Annotated in this window: 13 protein-coding genes; 7 read left to right on the top strand and 6 right to left on the bottom strand. The window is 58.0% G+C overall.

Annotation, left to right across the window (positions count from 1 at the left end):
- The first annotated feature begins 25 nt into the window (after positions 1-25).
- The 6 genes from ACXADZ_RS05475 to ACXADZ_RS05450 all read left to right on the top strand — a co-directional run bounded on the left by ACXADZ_RS05475 (position 26) and on the right by ACXADZ_RS05450 (position 6,897).
- Complete coding sequence (locus ACXADZ_RS05475) at positions 26-1,807, top strand: acyl-CoA dehydrogenase C-terminal domain-containing protein (protein WP_475193463.1); 1,782 nt, start codon at positions 26-28, stop codon at positions 1,805-1,807.
- A gap of 54 nt (positions 1,808-1,861) precedes the next feature.
- The gene (locus tag ACXADZ_RS05470; RefSeq protein WP_171091078.1) at positions 1,862-2,074 is read left to right on the top strand and encodes a hypothetical protein; all 213 of its coding nucleotides are present in this window, start codon (positions 1,862-1,864) and stop codon (positions 2,072-2,074) included.
- A 279-nt stretch (positions 2,075-2,353) separates the two neighbouring features.
- The gene (locus tag ACXADZ_RS05465; RefSeq protein WP_475193459.1) at positions 2,354-2,992 is read left to right on the top strand and encodes a glutathione S-transferase family protein; all 639 of its coding nucleotides are present in this window, start codon (positions 2,354-2,356) and stop codon (positions 2,990-2,992) included.
- Between the two features lie 11 nt (positions 2,993-3,003).
- Positions 3,004-4,215 carry an acetyl-CoA C-acetyltransferase gene (locus ACXADZ_RS05460; RefSeq protein WP_475193456.1) on the top strand — a complete coding sequence of 404 codons (1,212 nt, stop codon included), beginning with the start codon at positions 3,004-3,006 and terminating at the stop codon, positions 4,213-4,215.
- On the top strand, positions 4,215-4,703 hold the full coding sequence (locus tag ACXADZ_RS05455; RefSeq protein WP_475193451.1) for a cupin domain-containing protein: 489 nt from the start codon (positions 4,215-4,217) through the stop codon (positions 4,701-4,703). The genes ACXADZ_RS05460 and ACXADZ_RS05455 overlap by 1 nt, the downstream gene beginning before the upstream one ends.
- A complete protein-coding gene (locus tag ACXADZ_RS05450; protein ID WP_475193446.1) occupies positions 4,696-6,897 on the top strand; it encodes a 3-hydroxyacyl-CoA dehydrogenase NAD-binding domain-containing protein in 2,202 nt (733 codons plus the stop codon). The genes ACXADZ_RS05455 and ACXADZ_RS05450 overlap by 8 nt, the downstream gene beginning before the upstream one ends.
- 56 nt (positions 6,898-6,953) lie before the next feature.
- Here ACXADZ_RS05450 and ACXADZ_RS05445 read toward each other — a convergent pair whose 3' ends face one another.
- Both ACXADZ_RS05445 and ACXADZ_RS05440 read right to left on the bottom strand, forming a co-directional pair.
- On the bottom strand, positions 6,954-7,727 hold the full coding sequence (locus ACXADZ_RS05445) for a Hint domain-containing protein (protein ID WP_475193441.1): 774 nt from the start codon (positions 7,725-7,727) through the stop codon (positions 6,954-6,956).
- Between the two features lie 223 nt (positions 7,728-7,950).
- Positions 7,951-8,886 carry a DMT family transporter gene (locus ACXADZ_RS05440; protein ID WP_475193437.1) on the bottom strand — a complete coding sequence of 312 codons (936 nt, stop codon included), beginning with the start codon at positions 8,884-8,886 and terminating at the stop codon, positions 7,951-7,953.
- Positions 8,887-9,033: 147 nt separating this feature from the next.
- On the opposite strand from ACXADZ_RS05440, the gene ACXADZ_RS05435 reads away from it, so the two are divergent.
- Positions 9,034-10,047, top strand: a complete 1,014-nt coding sequence (locus tag ACXADZ_RS05435; RefSeq protein ID WP_475193432.1) for a hypothetical protein — start codon at positions 9,034-9,036, stop codon at positions 10,045-10,047.
- A 6-nt stretch (positions 10,048-10,053) separates the two neighbouring features.
- Here the strand turns inward: ACXADZ_RS05435 and upp are convergent, their stop codons facing one another.
- Genes upp through ACXADZ_RS05415 form a run of 4 tightly spaced genes read right to left on the bottom strand, consistent with a single transcriptional unit; the run spans position 10,054 to position 14,181 of the window.
- Positions 10,054-10,686 (bottom strand): uracil phosphoribosyltransferase, encoded by a 633-nt coding sequence (gene upp / locus ACXADZ_RS05430; RefSeq protein WP_171091092.1) that lies wholly within the window; start codon positions 10,684-10,686, stop codon positions 10,054-10,056.
- On the bottom strand, positions 10,683-11,669 hold the full coding sequence (locus ACXADZ_RS05425; protein ID WP_475193425.1) for an adenosine deaminase: 987 nt from the start codon (positions 11,667-11,669) through the stop codon (positions 10,683-10,685). Before ACXADZ_RS05425 ends, upp begins: the two co-directional genes overlap by 4 nt.
- Positions 11,666-12,877, bottom strand: coding sequence for a phosphopentomutase (locus ACXADZ_RS05420; RefSeq protein WP_475193422.1), 1,212 nt, complete (start codon positions 12,875-12,877; stop codon positions 11,666-11,668). Before ACXADZ_RS05420 ends, ACXADZ_RS05425 begins: the two co-directional genes overlap by 4 nt.
- Positions 12,874-14,181, bottom strand: coding sequence for a thymidine phosphorylase (locus ACXADZ_RS05415; protein WP_475198488.1), 1,308 nt, complete (start codon positions 14,179-14,181; stop codon positions 12,874-12,876). Before ACXADZ_RS05415 ends, ACXADZ_RS05420 begins: the two co-directional genes overlap by 4 nt.
- Position 14,182 lies beyond the last annotated feature (1 nt).

Below are 14,182 nucleotides of genomic sequence, written 5' to 3'. Positions count from 1 at the left end.
GACATATGAATTAAGGGAGCTTCACATGCCCGTTTACAACGCGCCAACCAAAGACACGCAGTTCATCCTGCACGACGTTCTGAAAATCTCTCAGTCGGATATTCCCGGCTATAGCGAACTGGAAGCCGAGTTTACCGGCGCGGTTCTGGAAGAGGCTGGCAAGGTTGCCACCAACGTCCTGCATCCGCTGAATGTCGTAGGGGACACCGAAGGGTGCCGGTTGGAAAACGGTATTGTGTACACTCCTACCGGTTTCAAAGACGCCTTCGAGCAGATGAAGGAAGGTGGCTGGACTGGCCTGGACATGCCGGAAGAGTATGGCGGCCAGAACATGCCCTATGTGCTGGGCACCGCCGTGGGCGAGATGTTCTCGGGTTCAAACCAGGCATTTACCATGTACCAGGGTCTGACGCATGGCGCGGCCTCTGCGATTCTGGCGCACGGGACTGACGAGCAGAAGAACAAGTACCTGCCGAACATGGTCAGCTGTGAATGGACCGGGACCATGAACCTGACCGAGCCGCATTGCGGCACCGATCTGGGCCTGATGCGCACCAAAGCGGAACCGCATGGCGATGGCAGCTATAAGATTTCTGGCCAGAAGATCTTTATCTCGTCCGGTGATCACGACATGGCCGACAACATCATCCACCTGGTGCTGGCCAAGATCCCCGGTGGCCCCGATGGCATCAAGGGCGTGTCGCTGTTCATCGTGCCGAAGTTCATCGTCAACGAAGACGGCACACCGGGTGAGCGCAACGGCGTCTCGGTCGGCAAGATCGAAGAGAAAATGGGCATCCACGGCAACTCGACCTGCGTCATGAACTATGACGAGGCCACCGGTTGGCTTTTGGGCGAAGAACACAAAGGCATGCGCGCCATGTTCACCATGATGAACGAAGCGCGTCTTGGTGTGGGGATGCAAGGTCTGGCACAGGCCGAGGCCGCGTTCCAAAATGCTCGGGAATATGCCAAGGACCGCCTTCAGGGCCGCGATGTGACCGGAGTGAGGAACCCCGATGGTCCCGCCGATCCATTGATCGTACACCCTGACATCCGCCGCAACCTGATGGATCAGAAAAGTTTTACCGAGGGCGCGCGCGCGTTCATCCTTTGGGGCGCGACGATGCTCGACAAGTCGCATCGCTCGGGTGACAAAGACGCGGATGGTCTGATCTCGCTGCTGACGCCGGTCATCAAGGGTTTCCTGACGGATCAGGGCTATGACATGACCGTGCAGGCGCAACAGGTTTATGGCGGCCATGGCTACATCGAAGAATGGGGCATGTCGCAATACACCCGCGACGCCCGTATCGCGATGATCTACGAAGGCGCAAATGGCGTTCAGGCGCTTGACCTGGTTGGCCGCAAACTGGCGCAGGACGGCGGCAAGCACGTCATGGCGTTCTTTGAGATGGTCAAAACCTTCTGCAAGGAAAACGGTGGCAAGGACGAAGCCTATGACAAAGCGTTCATCGAGCCGCTGAAAGCTGCATCCAAGGACCTGCAGGCCGCTGGTATGTACTTCATGCAGGAAGGCATGAAGAACCCGAACAACGCGCTGTCTGGTTCGTACGACTTTATGCACATGTTCGGCCATGTTTGCCTGGGCCTGATGTGGGCGCAGATGGCGAAAGCTGCACAAGATGCTCTGGACGGTGGTGCATCGGACAAAGAGTTTTACGAGACCAAGATCAACACCGGCCGCTTCTACATGGCACGCCGCTTGCCCGCGACCGGGATGCACCTGGCGCGCATTCAGACGGGTGCGGACACGGTAATGGCACTGGACGCGGCGAACTTCTGATCTCAGTGTGGGTTCGGGCAACCCTGCCCGGACCCAGACCACCGGAGGACCCAAATGCCAAAGCGTTTTCGCCTGACACGTCGCTTTCCTGTCGCCATGACTGAGGACGGGTACCGCAAGCTCAAAGCGTTCGCGCGAGAGGCTGGTCTGGACGAAGGTGAGGCTTTGTCTTTTTTGTTCGAGAATTTCAACAGCGTGATTGATGAGGAAAACCTGACCCACCGCTTGCGTATCTTCAACTCTGAGCTTGAGGCGCGGAAAAGATGAGCCAATGCGGTGAACTTACGATGACAACGCTAGCCTAAATGCCGGATGCCTCCGGCGGGAGTATTTGTGAAAAGATGAAGCGGCGACGCGTCCCTGCCACAGGGCGCACTCGCCACCAGGACAGGGACGACTTCACCTTTTGCGGTCATCGGCTCTCCAGCCTGTACCGCGGGACCATTGAATTCGAAGATGGTTGATCAAAGGTTACTGACAGACCTTCATCTTTTCAAAAATACTCAAATCCGGCCTAGCCAATTGCGCCTTGGGAGGGGCGATCGCATGAGCATCAAACTTCATTGCTTTGGAGAAAGCGGAAACAGCTACAAGGCTGCTTTAGCGCTGGAAATGTCCGGGTTGGATTGGGAGCCCGTCTTTGTCGATTTCTTCAACGGTCAAACCCGAACACCTGAGTTTTGTACTGAGGTCAATGAGATGGGCGAAGCGCCTGTCCTGATCGACGGTGATTTCCGCACCAGTCAATCCGGCGCCATTCAAGCTTATGTGACTGAAAAATCGGGCAAGTTCGGAGGCAAGGATCGCGATGAAAATTACGACATTTTCCGCTGGGTTTTGTGGGACAATCACAAGCTTAGTTCGATGGCAGGCTTGACGCGTTTTCTGATCAATTTCCTCCCGGAACAGCATCGCAATCCCGATGTGATTGCTTTCAATCAAGGGCGCCTGAAGGCAGCTTACCAAGTGTTGAACGCCCATTTGGAGGGTCGCGACTGGATCGTTGGCGACGGCGTGACGAACGCCGATCTCAGTTGCTGCGGCTATCTCTATTACCCCGAACCATTCGGCTTTGACCGCGCCGACTGGCCCCACATTGACGCCTGGCTGACCCGGTTATCCGAGCAGCCCGGCTGGAAACACCCCTATGACCTGATGCCCGGCAACCCGTCGGATCGAGCTTAAGGAGAAGACCCATGACCGAAGCTTATATTTATGACGCCCTGCGCACCCCGCGCGGCAAGGGCCGCAAGGATGGCAGCCTGCACGAGGTTACCTCGGTGCGCCTGTCCGCCCTGACCCTGAACGCGATGAAAGAACGCAATAACCTTGAAGGCCACGCCGTCGAGGACGTGATCTGGGGCAACGTCACACAAGTAATGGAACAAGGCGGCTGTTTGGCACGCTCGGCGGTTCTGGCCTCGGACCTGGATCAGTCGATCCCCGGACTGGCGATCAACCGCTTCTGCGCCTCGGGCATGGAAGCCGTGAACCTGGCGGCGAACCAAGTCAAAGGCGGCGCTGGCGAAGCTTATATCGCTGGCGGTGTTGAGATGATGGGCCGTGTGGCTATGGGCAGCGACGGCGCCGCGATTGCTGTTGATCCTTCGCTGGCAATGGACACCTATTTCGTTCCGCAGGGTATCTCGGCCGACATTATCGCTACTGAGTATGGCTTTAGCCGCGACGACGCAGATGCGCTGGCCGTTGAATCGCAACGACGCGCGGCAGAGGCATGGGAAGACAACCGGTTCGAGAAATCGGTCATCAAGGTGACTGACCAGAACGGTCTGACCATTCTGGATCGCGACGAATATATGCGTCCCGGTACTGACATGCAGAGCCTCGGCGCGTTGAACCCGTCCTTCCAGATGATGGGTGAACAGATGCCGGGCTTCGACAAGGTGGCGATGATCAAGTACCCGCATCTGGAACGGATCAACCACATCCACCACGCGGGCAACAGTTCGGGCATCGTGGACGGTGCGGCGGCTGTTCTGATCGGCAACAAGGAATTCGGTGAAAAATACGGCCTCAAGCCGCGCGCCCGTATCAAGGCAACCGCCAAGATCGGCACCGATCCGACCATCATGCTGACCGGCCCGGTTCCGGTGACCGAAAAGATTCTTGCCGACAACGGCATGAAGATCAGTGATCTGGACCTGTTCGAAGTGAACGAAGCCTTCGCTTCGGTCGTGCTGCGCTTCCAGCAGGCATTCGACGTTGATCCGGCACTTGTTAACGTTAACGGCGGCTCGATCGCGATGGGGCACCCGTTGGGCGCAACTGGTGCGATGATCATCGGCACTCTGCTGGATGAGCTTGAGCGTCAGGACAAGGAAACCGGTCTGGCCACGCTCTGCATCGCGTCCGGCATGGGTGCGGCAACGATTATCGAGCGGGTCTGATGCCCAAGCTGGATCTCTCTCAGATCCCGTTCAAGGGTGGCTCGTCCTATCCCGGCAAGCTGGCTGAGGCGGTCGGAGGCCGTTTCAACCAAGGCGTTGGAGATGCGGGTGGGCTGACCCAATTCGGGGTCAACATCGTGCGGCTTGAGCCGCAGGCTCTGTCCTCGCTGCGTCATTATCATATGGAGCAGGACGAGTTTGCCATCATGCTCAGCGGTATATGCGTGCTGATCGACGACGATGGAGAGCATGAGATGCAGCCCGGTGATTGCGCCGCCTGGCCCGCTGGTGAAGCCAACGGCCATCACCTTGTGAACAGAACCGATGCGCCTGCGACCTTTCTGGTGGTGGGCACTCGGACCCCGACCGAGACCTGTTTTTACAGCGACTTAGACATGATGGTGAAGGATGATGAGAACGGATTTTCTTTCACCCGGAAAGACGGTAGCCCGCTGACGGCTGACCAGATTGGAGATGACAATGACTGATTTCACTCTGAGCAAAGACGCGGACGGCGTCGCCTTTGTAACCTGGGACGCCCAGGGCAAATCCATGAACGTGCTGACCCGCGAGGCGTTTCAGGAGGTCAGCCAACTGATCGATCAGGCCCTGAACGATGATGAGATCAAGGGGATCGTCATCACCTCGGGCAAAGAAGGTTCGTTTGCAGGCGGCATGGACCTGAATACGCTGGCCACCATTCGCCGGGAGGCGGGTGAAGAACCGGCGCAAGCGCTGTTCGATTTCGTCATGGGTGGCCATCACATTCTGCGCAAGCTGGAATTGGCAGGTATGGACCCCAAGACCAAGAAGGGCGGCAAGCCGATTGCCTGCGCAATCAACGGCACATGCGCCGGGATCGGGACCGAGATCGCCCTTGCCTGCCATCACCGCGTGATGACCGACAACCCGAAATCCAAGATCGGTCTGCCCGAAATTCTGCTAGGTATCTTCCCGGGTGGCGGCGGCACAATGCGCTACAGCCGCATGGTTGGCGCGATGGCCGCCGCTCCAGTGCTGCTGGAAGGCAAAATGATGGACCCGAAGAAGGCTAAGGGTGCACAGCTGATCGACGCAGTTTCAGATGACCCGGTTGCGGCGGCGAAGGAATGGGTTCTGAACGCCAAGGATGCCGATCTGGTCAAGCCTTGGGACGCGAAAGGCTATAAGATGCCCGGCGGCGCGCCCTATCATCCTGCAGGCTTCATGACCTTCGTGGGTGCAAGCGCGATGGTCAACGGCAAGACACAAGGTGCGTTCCCGGCGGCCAAGGCTCTGCTGAGCTCGATCTATGAAGGCGCGCTGGTTGACTTCGACACCGCCCTAAAAATCGAGGCGCGTTGGTTCACCAATGTCCTGATGAACCCCTCTTCGTCGGCCATGATCCGATCGCTGTTCCTGAACAAAGAAGCGCTTGAGAAAGGCGCCGTGCGTCCCAAGGATGTGCCAGATCAGCGCGTTAAAAAGGTTGGCGTTCTGGGCGCGGGCATGATGGGTGCTGGTATCGCTCTGGTCTCGGCTCAGGCCGGGATGGAGGTTGTTCTGATCGACCGTGATCAGGAAGCCGCCGACAAGGGCAAGGCGTACAGCGAAAGCTATATGGACAAGGGCATCAAGCGCGGCAAAGCCACGGCTGAGAAGAAAGAGGCCCTGCTGGCACGCATCACTGCCACCCCCGATCTGGAACAATTGAAAGGCTGTGACCTGATCATCGAGGCCGTTTTCGAAGATCCGGGCGTGAAGGCCGAGATGACCAAGAAGGTAGAGGCCATCATCCCCGAGGATTGCATCTTTGCTTCGAACACCTCGACCCTGCCGATCACCGATCTGGCAAAAGCCTCGGTCCGGCCCGAGCAGTTCATCGGTATCCACTTCTTCTCGCCCGTTGAGAAGATGTTCCTGGTCGAAATCATCAAGGGCAAGGAAACCGGGGATCGCGCAGTGGCGAAGGCGCTGGATTATGTCCGTCAGATCCGGAAAACACCGATCGTGGTCAACGATGCGCGCTTCTTCTATGCCAACCGCTGCATCATCCCCTATATCAACGAAGGTGCGCGCATGATCACCGAGGGCGTCAGCCCTATCCTGATCGACAACGCCGCGCGTCAGCTTGGCTTCCCGGTCGGCCCGATCCAGCTGACCGATGAAACTTCGATTGATCTCGGGGCCAAGATCGCCCGCGCCACCAAGGCGGCCATGGGCGACGCCTATCCGGACAGCCCCTCGGACGATCTGATCTTCTGGATGGAGGAACAGGGCCGTTTGGGTCGCAAGGCCAATGCGGGGTTCTTTGACTATGACGACAAAGGCAAGCGCGTTGAATACTGGAAGGGTCTGCAAGACAAGTACCCGCTGGCCAAAGACCAACCAGACCTGATCGAAGTGCAGGAACGTCTGATGTTTGCACAGGTTCTGGAAGCCGTCCGCGCATTGGAAGAAGGCGTTCTGGAAGACATCCGCGAAGGCGACGTCGGCGCGATTCTGGGCTGGGGCTTTGCCCCATGGTCGGGTGGTCCGCTGAGCTGGCTGGATATCATCGGCACGCCCTATGCGGCCGAGCGCTGCGATCAATTGGCAGAAGCTTATGGCGAGCGCTTTTCCTGCCCACCGCTGCTGCGTGAGATGGCCGAAAAAGGTCAGAGCTTCTATGGCCGCTTCAATCCTGAAGCAAAAGCCGCCTGAAACAATGATGCAGGCGCGTGAAACCACGCGCCTGCATCGTTCTTGTCAGTGTTTGGTTAGATCTGCCATTCGGGCCGCAGGAACAGAACCGGAGCGTTCGGACGCCCCGGTCGACCCGGTCGCCTGACCCCAGATGGCGGGCGGATCGGAAATATCGGGTCCTGTGGGATGGGTGCAGGCAGTGCACCCAATGGGTTTGCAAGGGCTGACATATCACCCTTGATTGCTATGAAATTGGCCAAGTCCGCAGCGGCCACGTCGTCTGCGACCTCGTAGCTTTGCCTATGCAGCGACCCGCGCATCGAAAAACGACCCGAGGGGCAATAGGCTTGTAAGCCGCCTTCGACAAAGATCACCTGATCCTCGTCGAAAAACAGTGAGCAGACTTCAAAAGAAGAACCCGGTGCTTGCGACATCAGACGACCTGCGCCACTCAACACACGCGCGGGCACCACTGACACCCCGTCTCTTTCGGCATCGATTTTGGACAGGGTCAACGCCATGCCCTGTTCGGGCATCAGCCAGACAGGCCGTCCGTTAAACGCGGCGCGGGCCGGTACAAAAACAGGCAGATATTCGTCCCGCCGCTCGTCTGCAGGGATAACCACAACGTTGGTTGAAATGCGGCGCACCTCTTTGAAGCCGTGATCCAACGTGCGGACCAGATCACCAACAGCGATCCGTTCGACGGGTTTCCAGCCACTGGTGGTTGCAACTTTCGTGCCTTTCAGAAACCCTCCGCGGCGTGCGTTCACCGCTTGGTTCAGGTTGGTTGGATCACCGTCAGGCGTTTGATTCAGATAAACAGAAATACTCGTAACTTCAGACACGTGCCGAACCCCCTTTGGCACCAATTGATATGTCTCAGTGGTAGCACCAAAGATGAAGGTCGTCTTATTTCCGACATAATTACGCCCAATTTATGCTAATTTTGCCTTATGTTCCGGCTTTTTTGTAAACACTCTCACCGAATAAACGGGCTTTATTGCGAAATTTGAAACGAAAAGCGGGCACTCTTTGTTCGAATCCCGGCCCTTCAGTGCGTTGGAAGCGTCAAGCCACCTCTTGCAACGACGAAGAGCGTCTGGCCCGCCATCCAAGCAATGCCCCTGCCGCCGCTATCAAGACTATTCCCGAAACTTGCAGAGCACCGATGGTCTGCCCAAGCGCGACAAAGGCAAAGAGCGGACCAAAAATCATCACTGAATACTCGAAAACCGCCACATACGACGGTTCGCCAACCTGATACGCCTTGATCAGCATATAGACAGCGATTGTTGAACCCACAGCCTGGATGCCTATCCAAAGCATCGCGGGTCCGAACGCCCAAACCCAGCCACGCGTGACAAATCCATCCGGTCTGTCAGGGGTTTCAACGGGAACAACCGTGAAGGTGATAACACCAATCGCTCCGGCAATGGCCAGCGTGGTAACCATTGCCGCCAACATTGCCACTGTGCTTTCTTCAGAGCACATCGAACGTGTCAGGATCGAACTCAGCGCATAGAAAAACCCTGCGGCAACCGGCAAAAGCGTCCGCGCATCAAAGTCAGTCGGGTTTGGCTGAAGCACCAAGAGAATACCGGTAAAACCCATCAGAACAGCAAGAATGCGCCAGGGGCCTATCGTCTGCTTGAGCGCAAGCGCCGAGATCAGCAACACGAAGATCGGGGACGTGAACAATCCCGCCAACGCTTCTGCAATTGGCATCATTGACAACGAGGCGAAGTAACACAGCATGGCCGTCGTCATCAGAATGCTGCGCAAAATGACAGCCCCCCAACGACGTGGACGCAGCCCACCCAACCCCAGAGCAGACAGGCCAACGATGAGCGGAAACATCAGCAGAGCGCGGGTCAGGTGGAACTGCCACAAGCCAACCGTTTCAGCCAACAGAACCACCACATTGTCGATCACACCAATGATCGCCATGGCACCGACCATCAAGCCAGAGGCCAACACCGGTGAAGTTGTTGGATGATCCTGCATGTAAACGCCCCAATTGCGATCAAAGATCGGCGGTTCCAATCCTGTTCGGTATCCAGCACATTTCGGAAGGACTGCGCAACAGGTTTGCGCCTAACGAATGCCCCATGCTAAGCTGTGGCAAAACAAATCTGAGCAGACCCCATCAAGATGACGGCCCTGAAAAAGTACCAGCGGATCGAAGCCACCGGTCTGTGGCGCCCCTCGCCCGATGAACAACGGCGAGAGGTCGTGGTGTCGATCGGCGAAGCCACTCTGACGATTTCTGACTTTAATGACAGGGCATTGACCCATTGGTCTTTGGCAGCCTTGGAACGACAGAATCCGGGCTCTTTTCCGGCCATCTTCCACCCCGACGGCGACCCGGACGAAACGCTGGAACTGGCCGAAACCGAGACCACGATGCTGGACGCCATCGACCGGCTGCAACGCGCCATAGATCGCGCACGCCCGCATCCCGGTCGTCTGCGGTGGTTGAGTGTTGGGGGCGTCGTTGCTGCTGTTCTGGCCCTGTTGCTGTTTTGGCTGCCTGCTGCGCTGCAAGGCCACGTCGTCTCGGTTGTACCTCAGGTCAAGCGACAAGAGATCGGGGAAACCATTCTACACCGAATTGAACGTGTTTCCGGGCGCGCCTGTTCTTCGGTTGATGCGCAGGCTTCGCTGGATCGGCTGGCCAAGCGGACTGGTGTACGCCAGATCATTATCCTGCCCGCAGGCGTTCAGGATAGTCTGAGCCTTCCCGGCGGCACGGTTGTGTTGAACAAATCGTTGGTCGAAGACTTTGAAGATCCTGCCGTGGCAGCGGGTTACGTTATTGCGGAACGTGCCCGCATGGAACAGACGGACCCGCTTGATGATCTTCTGGATCGAACCGGCGCATCGTCGGCCTTCCGTTTGCTGACAACCGGTGGGCTGACACCTGCCATCATAGACAGCTACACCGAGCAAGTTATGTCAGACCCTCGGCCTTCGCTTTTGGATGACCAGCTTTTGACGGTCTTTGCACAAGCCGCCCTGCCCTCGACGCCTTATGCGTATGCCAGAGATATAACAGGTGAAACTGTCTTGGGACTGATCGAGGCGGACCCGATGGCAGGTCGCACCCTGGAACAGGTTTTGCCGGACCGCGACTGGGTCCGGCTTCAGAACATTTGTGGCGAATAATCGGACTTACTTGGTGCCGAACATACGGTCGCCCGCATCGCCCAGACCCGGCATGATATAGCCTTTCGAGTTCAGCTCACGGTCCAAAGCGGCGGTGACAATATGCACGTCAGGGTGCGCTTCTTTCATGCGCGCCACTCCTTCAGGTGCCGCCAGAAGGCAAAGGAAGCGGATATCCGTTGCGCCCGCCTCTTTCAGCAGGTCAATAGCGGCGGCAGAGCTGTTGCCAGTGGCCAGCATCGGGTCAACAGCAATGACCAGTCGGTCTTTCAGCCCTTCGGGTGCCTTAAAATAGTACTGAACGGGTTTCAGCGTTTCTTCGTCGCGGTATAGACCCACGAAACCGACACGCGCTGAAGGCACCAGTTCTAGAACGCCATCCAACATCCCGTTGCCGGCACGTAAGATAGACACCAAGGCCATCTTCTTACCCGCCAGAATGGGGGCGTCCATCTCTTCCATCGGCGTTTCGATATGGCGCGTGGTTAACGGGATTTCGCGCGTGACCTCGTAGGCCAACAAAAGCGTAATTTCGCGCAGCAACTGCCGAAATTCAGCCGTTGAGGTGCCTTTGTTACGCATGAGCGTCAGTTTGTGTTGAACCAGCGGGTGATCGACGACGGTCAGATGTTCGCTCATGATATCTCCAGTCTTTTCTTGACCCGCGCGCGGGTGTCTTCATCGCAGAAAGCCGCATCCAGGGCCATCTCATTCAGTGCCGCAAAATCTTCGGCCTCCCAGCCGAAAGCTGCGTTCAACATCTCATATTCCCGCCGCATGGTCGTGTGAAAAAACGGCGGGTCGTCTGTGGATACCGTGACCTTCACGCCCGCGTCGCGCAAGCGCGCAATCGGGTGGGCCGCGAAATCAGGGAATAGACCCAGTACCACGTTCGAACCCGGGCAGACTTCAAGTGTGATGTCTCGGTCGACAAGCTCGCGAACAAGGTCCGGGTCTTCAACGGCACGGACGCCGTGACCGATGCGTTCGACCCCCAGATCGCGGATGGCATCACGTACGCTGTCAGGGCCGCCGAACTCACCCGCATGAGTGGTCAAACGCAGACCGGCTTCGCGTGCACAATCGAAGGCCCATTTGAAATTGCCCTGCGCACCGATGGATTCGTTTCCGCCCATACCGAAACCGGTAATCCAGTCGCCCGCCGTCTCAGCTGCACAATGGGCGCTGCGCTTGGCCTGTTCGGGGCCGAAGTGGCGCACACAGGTGATGACGCCACGCAGAGTGATACCGAATTTGCGCTCGGCCTCGTCTGCCGCATCCTGAATGGCGTTCAGATAATCGCGCCAAGCGTTCAGATCTCCGCCGCCACAGAATTCAGGGCTCAGAAAAGTCTCAGAGTAGACCACGCCATTCTCAGCGCTTTCTTCCAGAATGGCCAAAGTGAGCCGCCGGAAGTCTTCGGGCGTTTTCAGGACTTCGCACGCGGCTTCATACACGCTCAGGAAATGCGCGAAGTCGCGGAAATCATACGATCCGTCCGGTTTGAAGATACCGCTCAGGTCCACGCGCTTTTCATGCGCGAGTTGGCGGATGAATGCGGGGGGCGCTGCGCCTTCGTGATGCAGGTGCAGTTCGATTTTTGGAAGGTCGGCGACGCTCATAAAAAATTCCTACCCGGCCCTTGCGCCGGAATGTTCAGGTGATGGGCAATGCTGGCGGCTATGTCGGCAAAGTCCACGTGCCCGATTTGTCCCGCACTTTGCCCTGCTATCAGAACCGGCACCTGTTCACGCGTGTGATCCGTTCCGGTCCAGCTGGGGTCATTGCCATGATCAGCAGTCAGCAACAATAGGTCGCCGGGGCGGAGCTTTGCCAGAATCTTTCCGATCTCGCGGTCGAACCATTCCAAAGCGCGGGCATAACCGCTGATGTCGCGGCGATGGCCGTAAAGGCTGTCGAATTCGACAAAATTGGCAAAGGTTAAACTGCCTTCTTCCGCCTCATCCACAAGATCAGACAGGTGCTGCATCAATTCGGCGTCCGACCCTTTACGCAGTGTGTCGATGCCCTGCATCGAGAAGATATCGCCGATCTTGCCCACTGCGTGCACCTTGCGCCCTGCATCCTGCACCCAATTGGTCAGCACCGGTGCGGGCGGCAAAATGGCGAAATCCTTGCGATTGGTCGTGCGTTCAAAGCCCGTCTCTGGCGTGCCGACGAAGGGGCGCGCAATGACACGACCCACTTTCATCTCATGCAGACGCGGTGCAAGTGAGCGGCACATGTCCAGCAGCCGGTCCAACCCGAAGCTTTCTTCATGAGCGGCGATTTGAAACACACTGTCGGCAGAGGTGTAGCAGATCGGCCAACCGGTCCGCATGTGCTCGGCACCCAACTCGGCGATGATCGCAGTGCCCGACGCATGACAATCCCCAAGGACGCCTTCGGTCCCCGCTGCCTCAGCCGCAGCACGGCTCAGGTCCGCTGGAAAGGCTGGAACCGTGTCTGGAAAGTAATGCCAATCCCATGGCACCGGTAGGCCCGCCAATTCCCAATGGCCCGAAGGTGTGTCCTTGCCGGGCGAATGCTCTCGCGCGCAGCCCCAAAGGCCCGTAGGTTCTGCGTTCAATCCCGGGGACGCTTCACCGGACGCCAAGCGCACAGCCGCACCAAGACCCAATGCGTCGAGATGCGGCAGGTTCAAAAAACCGGAACGACCCTCTTCCGCGCGCCCCTCGGCACAAGCCTGCGCGATGTGGCCCACTGTATTCGCGCCGGTATCCGGAACGTTGCCGTTGAAAAACCGGTTGGCATCCGGCGCCCCGCCAATTCCGACGGAATCCGTCACTACGAGAAAGGCGCGGCTCATAAGCTGATCCTTTCGTGGATCAGAGCAGGTAACGTCGGAGCAGTATCGCTGATCGTGATCGCGTCAAGCACGCTTTCAGCGGCGCGCCGTGCAGCGTCCTCCCGCGCCGAATGGATTACGGCGATGGGTGCCCCTTTGGACACACGATCCCCTAGCCGGAGAATGCCGGAAATCCCAACAGCCGGGTCGATCTGGTCGCTTTCGACCTGACGACCACCGCCCAGTGCTACGACGGCAAGACCCAGCGCCTCACCGTTGATAGCCGCGATATAGCCGTCCTTCGGGGCAGAGACTTCTTGGATGACGCTTGCCTCGGGCAGGAACCGGGCCCAGGTCTCGACGAACTGTACGGGGCCGCCGACCGCAGCCATCATGCGACCAAACCGCTCCGCAGCGCGCCCGTCACGAATGATTTCGGCAATTTTTTCTCGCCCCTCTTCAACCGATGCGCACATTGCAGCATCATGCAGCAGGACCCCGCCCAACTCGGCAGAGATGTCAGCCAACGGTGAAGATTGCGATCCGGTCAGGACCTTCATGACTTCGGCTATTTCCAACGCATTGCCAAGCGCCGGTGCCAATGGCTGATTCATGTCCGTTATGACGGCTGATGTCCGGCACCCGGCCGCGTTCGCGGTCTGAGTCAATGCAAAGGCCAGCTTGTTGGCTTCTTCCATCGTTTTCATGAAGGCACCGCTGCCGACCTTGACGTCTAAAACCAACGCATCCGGGCTGGCCGCCAATTTTTTGGAAAGGATCGATGCGGTGATCAGATCCAAACTTTCCACAGTCGCGGTCACGTCGCGCACCGCATAAAGTCGCTTATCGGCCGGAGCGATCTGGCCCGTTGCCCCGACGATGGCCGCACCGGTTTCGCGCAAGATCTGCGCAAGGCGATCCTGCCCGATCTGTGTGCTGACACCCGGTATTGCCTCAAGCTTGTCCAACGTGCCACCAGTGTGCCCCAAGCCACGGCCCGAGATCATCGGAACATAAGCCCCGCACTCCGCAAGCGCCGGGGCAATTACCAGACTGACGCTATCCCCGACCCCGCCGGTCGAGTGTTTGTCAATCACAGGCCCGTCCACATCCCAAGTGAGAACCTCACCGCTATCGCGCATCGCAACCGTCAGATCCGCACGCCCCTGCGAACCCAATCCCCCCATGCAGACAGCCATGGCAAAGGCCCCGGCCTGCGCGTCACTGACGCTGCCATCGGCTAGACCTTGCGCGAACCAGATCAGTTCCTCGCACCCCGGCACATCGTGCTTGCGCAGCTTTGCTATAATCGAACGGGCGTCCATG

The sequence above is a fragment of the Ruegeria sp. ABM4_193 genome, from assembly GCF_056158705.1.
Note: the sequence above shows the minus strand (reverse complement) of the source record. Positions and strands in the feature narration are given on the sequence as shown.

Bases quoted from the DNA above. Each gene is read 5' to 3' on its own strand.
- ACXADZ_RS05475 (WP_475193463.1), top strand. From the start codon at position 26: ATGCCCGTTTACAACGCGCCAACCAAAGACACGCAGTTCATCCTGCAC.
- ACXADZ_RS05470 (WP_171091078.1), top strand. From the start codon at position 1,862: ATGCCAAAGCGTTTTCGCCTGACACGTCGCTTTCCTGTCGCCATGACT.
- ACXADZ_RS05465 (WP_475193459.1), top strand. From the start codon at position 2,354: ATGAGCATCAAACTTCATTGCTTTGGAGAAAGCGGAAACAGCTACAAG.
- ACXADZ_RS05460 (WP_475193456.1), top strand. From the start codon at position 3,004: ATGACCGAAGCTTATATTTATGACGCCCTGCGCACCCCGCGCGGCAAG.
- ACXADZ_RS05455 (WP_475193451.1), top strand. From the start codon at position 4,215: ATGCCCAAGCTGGATCTCTCTCAGATCCCGTTCAAGGGTGGCTCGTCC.
- ACXADZ_RS05450 (WP_475193446.1), top strand. From the start codon at position 4,696: ATGACTGATTTCACTCTGAGCAAAGACGCGGACGGCGTCGCCTTTGTA.
- ACXADZ_RS05440 (WP_475193437.1), bottom strand. From the start codon at position 8,886: ATGCAGGATCATCCAACAACTTCACCGGTGTTGGCCTCTGGCTTGATG.
- ACXADZ_RS05435 (WP_475193432.1), top strand. From the start codon at position 9,034: ATGACGGCCCTGAAAAAGTACCAGCGGATCGAAGCCACCGGTCTGTGG.
- upp (WP_171091092.1), bottom strand. From the start codon at position 10,686: ATGAGCGAACATCTGACCGTCGTCGATCACCCGCTGGTTCAACACAAA.
- ACXADZ_RS05425 (WP_475193425.1), bottom strand. From the start codon at position 11,669: ATGAGCGTCGCCGACCTTCCAAAAATCGAACTGCACCTGCATCACGAA.
- ACXADZ_RS05420 (WP_475193422.1), bottom strand. From the start codon at position 12,877: ATGAGCCGCGCCTTTCTCGTAGTGACGGATTCCGTCGGAATTGGCGGG.
- ACXADZ_RS05415 (WP_475198488.1), bottom strand. From the start codon at position 14,181: ATGGACGCCCGTTCGATTATAGCAAAGCTGCGCAAGCACGATGTGCCG.